Here is a 6,444-nt window from a genome sequence, read left to right as displayed (position 1 = left end):
GGCCTAGTACTTTTGGAATGGAAATACTTTCCAACACCAAAAATTCTAGACCCACTATTGACCATTTTGGTCAAGTCGATCCCAACCGGATCGCTTATGATTACCTGGGTCAAACCAACACTTATGGCGAATTGAAGAGTCGTTCAGACGCTCTCGCCGCCCATTTGGACGCCATGCAGTTACCGGCTAAGGCTCCCATCTTAGTTTATGGGGGACAAACCTTTAACATGCTGGCGACTTTTTTAGGCATTGTGAAGAGTGGTCACGCCTACGCACCAATTGACACGCATTCGCCATTGGAACGGGTCACGACCATCAACGAGATTGCGCAACCCGCAGCGGCCATTGCCGTTGAAGCCTTGCCAACCACGCTGGGATCGACGCCGGTGATTACGCCTGATGCCCTGGAGACTATCTTCAGTGGCTCGGTCGTGGACTACCAGGTCGACCACGCCGTTTCAGGGGATGATAACTACTACATCATCTTTACCTCTGGGACGACTGGGAAGCCAAAAGGGGTTCAGATTTCACACACGAACCTTCTAAGCTACGTTAACTGGATGCTGAGCACGGACTTTGCGTTACCTGACGCCCCACGGACGTTGTCGCAAGCGCCATACTCATTCGACCTGTCCGTTATGGACTGGGGACCAACCTTGGCCGCTGGGGGGACGTTAGTGGCACTGCCTAAGCAGGTCACGGATAACTTCCGTCAACTCTTCGAAACGTTGCCAACGATGGACCTGAACGTCTGGGTCTCAACGCCGTCCTTTATGGACATTTGCTTGTTGGAGCCCACTTTTGATGCCGAACATTATCCACATCTTAGTCGGTTCCTGTTCTGTGGGGAAGAATTAACCCACGGGACCGCGCAAACGTTGTTGGACCGGTTCCCAAGCGCCCGGATCTTCAACACCTATGGCCCAACCGAAACGACGGTTGCCGTCACTCAAGTTGAGATTACCGCCGAACTCTTGGCGGACAATCCGCGTTTGCCAATCGGGTATGCCAAGCCAGATACCACGATTACCGTGGTCGATGACGAGTTGAACCCGGTTCCTGCCGGCACAGAGGGTGAACTGTTAATCAGTGGCCCATCAATGTCGAAGGGTTACCTCAATAATCCGGAAAAGACGGCCAAGGCCTTTGTAACCAGCCAAGGCCACGAAGTCTACCGTTCGGGTGACTTAGGGGTTCAGCTGACCAACGGACTCATTATGTACCGTGGTCGGACGGACTTTCAGATCAAGCTGCATGGTTACCGGATTGAACTTGAAGAAGTCAATCACTACCTGACCCAAGAGGATCACATTCAGGTCGGGGTCGCCGTTCCACGGTATGATCGGAACCACAAGGTGAGCCAACTGATTGCTTGGATTGTGCCAAGTAGTTCGGACTTCGCCAATGAATTGGCGCTTACCAAGGCCATTAAAGAAAACTTACAAGGTGGCGACATGATGGAATACATGATCCCACAGCGATTTGTTTATAAGGAAAGCCTGCCGATGACTCCCAACGGCAAGGTTGATATCAAATCAATTATCGCTGAGGTCAATCAATAATGTTGACCTTTGAACCGTACGGTAACCCAACATATTTCGCCCTGTTGGGAGTGGCACTTTTACCACTGATGATTGGTATTCTGTACGGCAAGCGGTCGCGTCTGTATGAAACGTTAATTTCAATCTTCTTCCTGGTTCTCACCTTCGGCGGTCCGAAGTGGACGCAAGGAGTAGCCTTGATCATTTACATTTTGTACGAGGTGGCGTTGACCTGGGGGTATGCCGTCTACAGAAAGCAACATAATTCGGGACCCGTCTTCTTTATGACGGTGATCCTGTCCATCTTACCGTTAACCATCGTGAAGGTGACACCGGCCGTTGCCAATGGTCAGGCTTCACTGATTGGTTTCCTGGGTGTTAGTTATCTTTCGTTCCGCGCCGTTCAAACGATTATGGAAACACGTGACGGCACGCTGAAGGATTATCAGGTGATGACCTTCCTGCAATTCATGCTCTTCTTCCCAACGATTTCATCCGGGCCAATTGACCGTTACCGGCGTTTCGAAGCCGATTATCGGTCGGTGCCCGACCGGGATAAGTACCTGGGCATGATTCAAAAAGGGGTTCGCTATATCTTTGTCGGGTTCCTGTACAAGTTCATTCTGGCATACTACTTCGGAACGATCTTGATGCCGAAACTACAAATTATGGCGATGAACTCGCGTGGTGGTTTCATGGATCTTTCCTGGCCAGTCGTGGGTTACATGTATTGTTACAGTGCCAATTTGTTCTTTGACTTCGCTGGATACAGTTTGTTTGCCGTCGGGACCTCTTATCTGATGGGGATTGAGACACCAATGAACTTCAACCAGCCTTGGCGGTCACCGAACATTAAGGACTTCTGGAATCGTTGGCACATTACGTTGTCATTCTGGTTCCGAGACTTCATCTATATGCGGTTAGTCTTCTGGTTCATGAAGCACCGGGTATTCAAGAAGCCAACCACCACGGCCAATGTCACCTACATTATTAATATGTTGGTCATGGGTTTCTGGCATGGGGTCACGTGGTATTACATCACTTACGGCCTGTTCCATGGGGTCGCGTTGGTGATTAATGACGCGTGGTTACGTTATAAGAAGAAGCATCGCCAAAGTATCCCACACAACGGGTTTACCCAGGTGTTTGCCATCTTCCTAACGGCAAACATGGTTTGTTTCAGTTTCCTGATCTTCTCTGGGTTACTGGATAAACTGTGGTTTCACTAAACTAAGGGTTTCATAATTCGATCGAGGGGGAAATTATAATGGATATCAAAGCAACGGTTTTACAAATTTTAAGCGACTTAACGGGGAACGATGTTAGCGGGGCCATGGACGATAATTTATTCGACAGTGGCTTATTAGACTCAATGGGTTCCGTTCAATTATTATTACAACTCCAAAGTGACTTAGGCATTAACGTGCCAGTTTCTGAATTTGAGCGGTCAGAGTGGGACACGCCCAACAAGATTATTGCGAAAGCAGAAAGTCTGGCTTAGTTTATGGCCAAGCGACTACTACGGATCTTTGGTCCGTTAATTCTCGCGGCTATTCTAGTTTTCGCGGTATTGGTTTCGCCGGTTACCTTTGGCTTTAAGCACATGAGTGCGGCTAAGGAACGGCAGGCTGCGGTTTCACTGTCACCCAACATTTTACGGGGGAAGCACGTTAAGGAAGCAGCGCTCGGGGATGGTTATGTGCCGTTCTTTGGGTCATCAGAATGGTCACGAATCGACCCGATGCATCCTTCCGTACTCGCCCAGAAGTATCACCGGGATTACCGGCCGTTTCTCTTGGGTGCCCGGGGCACACAGTCGTTAACACAGTTCTTCGTGATGCAGAACATCCAGAGCCAGTTACGAAACAAGAAGGCAGTCTTCTTCATTTCGCCACAGTGGTTCGTTAAGGGTGGGACGCGTAAGGATGCCTTTGGGTTCTACTACTCACAACTGCAAACGAGTGAATGGTTGAGCCACTACCGTCACGATGCGATTGATCAGTATGCTGCTAAGCGGTTACTTCAAATGCCTGCAGCCAAGTCCGATCATTTCATCAATACGGCTTTACAGCAGGTCGCCGCTGGCAAGGCCTTAACGGGTTACCAACGGTTTTACCTGCAATCACGGAAGAATATGCTGACCCAGGAAGACCAATTCTTCTCTGGAATCAATTTACCATCGCGAAACTTAGCACGAGTTGACCAGCAAGCCCAGAAGTTACCCACTCATTATTCTTACTCGGCGCTGGATTCACTCGCAGGCCGCATCGGTAAAGCACAGACTGGTAACAATAGCTTCCACATCAGCGATCAATTCTACAATCATGGTCTTAAGCAGGAGTTAAAGAAGGGGAAGCTGAAGAACTTCCAGAAGCACCTCTCTTACTTGAAGTCACCGGAATACAGTGATTTCCAACTCTGTTTGGATCAGTTTGCTCGGTTGAATACCAACGTGCTCTTCATCATTCCACCAATTAACCAGAAGTGGCAGGAGTACACGGGGTTATCGCCAGAGATGTTGCGGCAGTTTGACCAGAAGATTCGCTACCAACTTGAGTCCCAAGGTTTCCATAACATTGTCGACTTGAGTGATAAGGGGAACGTCCCGTACTTCATGACGGATACGATTCACCCCGGTTGGCGAGGCTGGTTGGCGATTGACCAACGGGTTAACCCGTTCCTCAGTCAAAAGCAAGCTCAACCAAAGTATGATATTAGTGATAAGTTCTATTCGAAGACTTGGCAACAGTTGGGACCTTCTCAACTGAGCCAGTACGAACAGACCGTGAAATAAATGAAAAGGTTCGGGACAATTTGTTCCGAGCCTTTTTTGACGGTCGCAGGATTCCTTTTAGTTTGTACTTGCCGCGGATGGTTGGTATAATTGTTGGGACATGGTGTTATAGGAAAGTAGGAAATCAACATGGATCTTGAGAAATTAAAAAACCATCAAAAATACATTCGCAACTTCTCCATTGTGGCGCACATTGACCACGGGAAGTCGACGCTCGCGGACCGTATTCTGGAATTGACGGATACGATTTCCAAACGAGACATGCAAGATCAAGTGTTGGATAACATGGATCTCGAACGAGAACGTGGGATTACGATCAAGTTAAATGCCGTAGAATTGACGTATCACGCCAAGGACGGCCACGACTATGAGTTTCACCTGATTGATACTCCAGGGCACGTGGACTTCTCCTATGAGGTCTCACGGAGTCTGGCGGCCTGTGAAGGGGCTATTCTGGTCGTGGATGCGGCCCAAGGGGTCGAAGCTCAGACTTTAGCCAACGTTTATCTAGCACTCGATGACGATTTGGAAATCGTCCCAGTTATCAATAAGATTGATTTGCCATCTGCTGACCCAGAGAAGGTTAAGACTGAAATTGAAGATGTCATTGGGCTGGATGCCTCCGACGCTGTCTTGGCAAGTGCCAAGCAGGGGATCGGGATTCCAGAACTGTTGGAACAGATTGTCGACAAGGTACCGGCACCAACCGGTGATCTGGACGCCCCATTGAAGGCCTTGGTCTTTGACTCCGTCTACGATGACTATCGTGGGGTTGTGTTGAGTGTCCGGGTCTTTGAAGGAACTGTTAAACCAGGCGACAAGATCCAATTGATGAACTCCGGCAGTATCTACGAAGTCACCGAAGTCGGGGTTAACTCACCTAAACCAATCTCGCGAGAATACCTGATTGCGGGGGATGTGGGGTACATCACCGCCAGCATCAAGGATATTACGGATACGCGAGTTGGGGATACCGTGACGGATGCCGATAATCCCGCCGAAAAAGCCTTGCCAGGTTACCGTGAAATGGCGCCAATGGTTTACGCCGGGCTCTATCCCACGGAGAATGCCAAGCTGACGGACCTGCGTGAAGCGCTGGAAAAGTTGAAGTTAAACGATGCCGCTTTGGAATTTGAACCCGAATCCTCACAAGCGTTGGGCTTTGGCTTCCGTTGTGGATTCTTGGGGATGTTGCATATGGATGTCGTTCAGGAACGGCTGGAACGTGAATTCAATCTTGAACTGATTACAACGGCGCCATCCGTAACCTACCACGCTTATCTGACGGATGGGTCAATGAAGGAAGTCGAGAACCCCGCAGAAATGCCGGAGGCGTCCTCGATCAAACGCATTGAAGAACCAATCGTCAAGGCCACGATCATGGCACCCAACGAATACGTGGGGGCGATCATGGAGCTGTGCCAACATCGACGGGGTCAGTTTTTAACGATGGAATACCTGGATGAATATCGAGTTAATATTTTGTATAATATGCCGTTGTCGGAAATCATTTTTGATTTCTTCGATAAGTTGAAGTCCAGCACGCGGGGCTATGCCTCCTTGGATTACGAAACGAATGGCTATGCAGAAGCTGACCTGGTTAAGATTGATATTCTCCTGAACGGGGATAAGGTCGATGCCTTGAGTTTCATTGCGCACCGGTCCTTCGCCCCACAACGGGGCCGTGAGATTGCCTCACGGTTGAAGAAGATCATTCCGCGACAAAACTTCGAAATCCCCGTGCAAGCAGCGATTGGGGCCAAGATTATTGCCAGAACCACAATCAAGGCTTACCGGAAAGACGTTACCGCCCACCTCTACGGGGGTGACCGGACTCGTCGGATGAAGTTGCTTGAGAAACAAAAGGTCGGGAAGAAACGGATGAAGGCTGTTGGGAAGGTTGATATCCCACAGGAAGCGTTCATGGCCGTTTTGAAGACTGATGAGGATGAAACTAAGTAAGAAACGTTGAGTCCTTTAAGCTTGGAATGAATTATTGAACAAATAAAATGACCTTCTTGATTTGCAATTACGCAGATCAAGGGGGTCATTTTTCGAGAGCGTAAAATATCTTGTGTAAATGCATAAAAGATTTCTGAATTGTATAGA

At 48.9% G+C, this 6,444-nt stretch carries 5 protein-coding genes; all 5 read left to right on the top strand.

Features of this window, described 5'->3' with window-relative positions; translation table 11 throughout:
* The first annotated feature begins 17 nt into the window (after positions 1-17).
* Positions 18-1,562, top strand: a complete 1,545-nt coding sequence (dltA, locus tag IV54_RS09830) for a D-alanine--poly(phosphoribitol) ligase subunit DltA (protein WP_057879159.1) — start codon at positions 18-20, stop codon at positions 1,560-1,562.
* Positions 1,562-2,770, top strand: a complete 1,209-nt coding sequence (gene dltB / locus IV54_RS09825) for a D-alanyl-lipoteichoic acid biosynthesis protein DltB (RefSeq protein WP_057879158.1) — start codon at positions 1,562-1,564, stop codon at positions 2,768-2,770. The genes dltA and dltB overlap by 1 nt, the downstream gene beginning before the upstream one ends.
* A gap of 38 nt (positions 2,771-2,808) precedes the next feature.
* Positions 2,809-3,042 carry a D-alanine--poly(phosphoribitol) ligase subunit DltC gene (gene dltC, locus IV54_RS09820; RefSeq protein ID WP_057879157.1) on the top strand — a complete coding sequence of 78 codons (234 nt, stop codon included), beginning with the start codon at positions 2,809-2,811 and terminating at the stop codon, positions 3,040-3,042.
* Positions 3,043-3,045: 3 nt separating this feature from the next.
* Entirely contained in the window at positions 3,046-4,335 is a 1,290-nt protein-coding gene (gene dltD / locus IV54_RS09815) for a D-alanyl-lipoteichoic acid biosynthesis protein DltD (protein WP_057879156.1), read from the top strand.
* Positions 4,336-4,464: 129 nt separating this feature from the next.
* Entirely contained in the window at positions 4,465-6,297 is a 1,833-nt protein-coding gene (gene lepA, locus IV54_RS09810) for a translation elongation factor 4 (protein WP_057879155.1), read from the top strand.
* Positions 6,298-6,444 lie beyond the last annotated feature (147 nt).

This window comes from Levilactobacillus paucivorans, assembly GCF_001437125.1.
Taxonomy (GTDB): domain Bacteria; phylum Bacillota; class Bacilli; order Lactobacillales; family Lactobacillaceae; genus Levilactobacillus; species Levilactobacillus paucivorans.
The sequence above is the reverse complement of the archived record's forward strand: the minus strand, read 5'-3'. Positions and strand labels throughout refer to the sequence as shown.

Bases quoted from the DNA above. Each gene is read 5' to 3' on its own strand.
- dltB (WP_057879158.1), top strand. From the start codon at position 1,562: ATGTTGACCTTTGAACCGTACGGTAACCCAACATATTTCGCCCTGTTG.
- dltD (WP_057879156.1), top strand. From the start codon at position 3,046: ATGGCCAAGCGACTACTACGGATCTTTGGTCCGTTAATTCTCGCGGCT.
- dltA (WP_057879159.1), top strand. From the start codon at position 18: ATGGAAATACTTTCCAACACCAAAAATTCTAGACCCACTATTGACCAT.
- lepA (WP_057879155.1), top strand. From the start codon at position 4,465: ATGGATCTTGAGAAATTAAAAAACCATCAAAAATACATTCGCAACTTC.
- dltC (WP_057879157.1), top strand. From the start codon at position 2,809: ATGGATATCAAAGCAACGGTTTTACAAATTTTAAGCGACTTAACGGGG.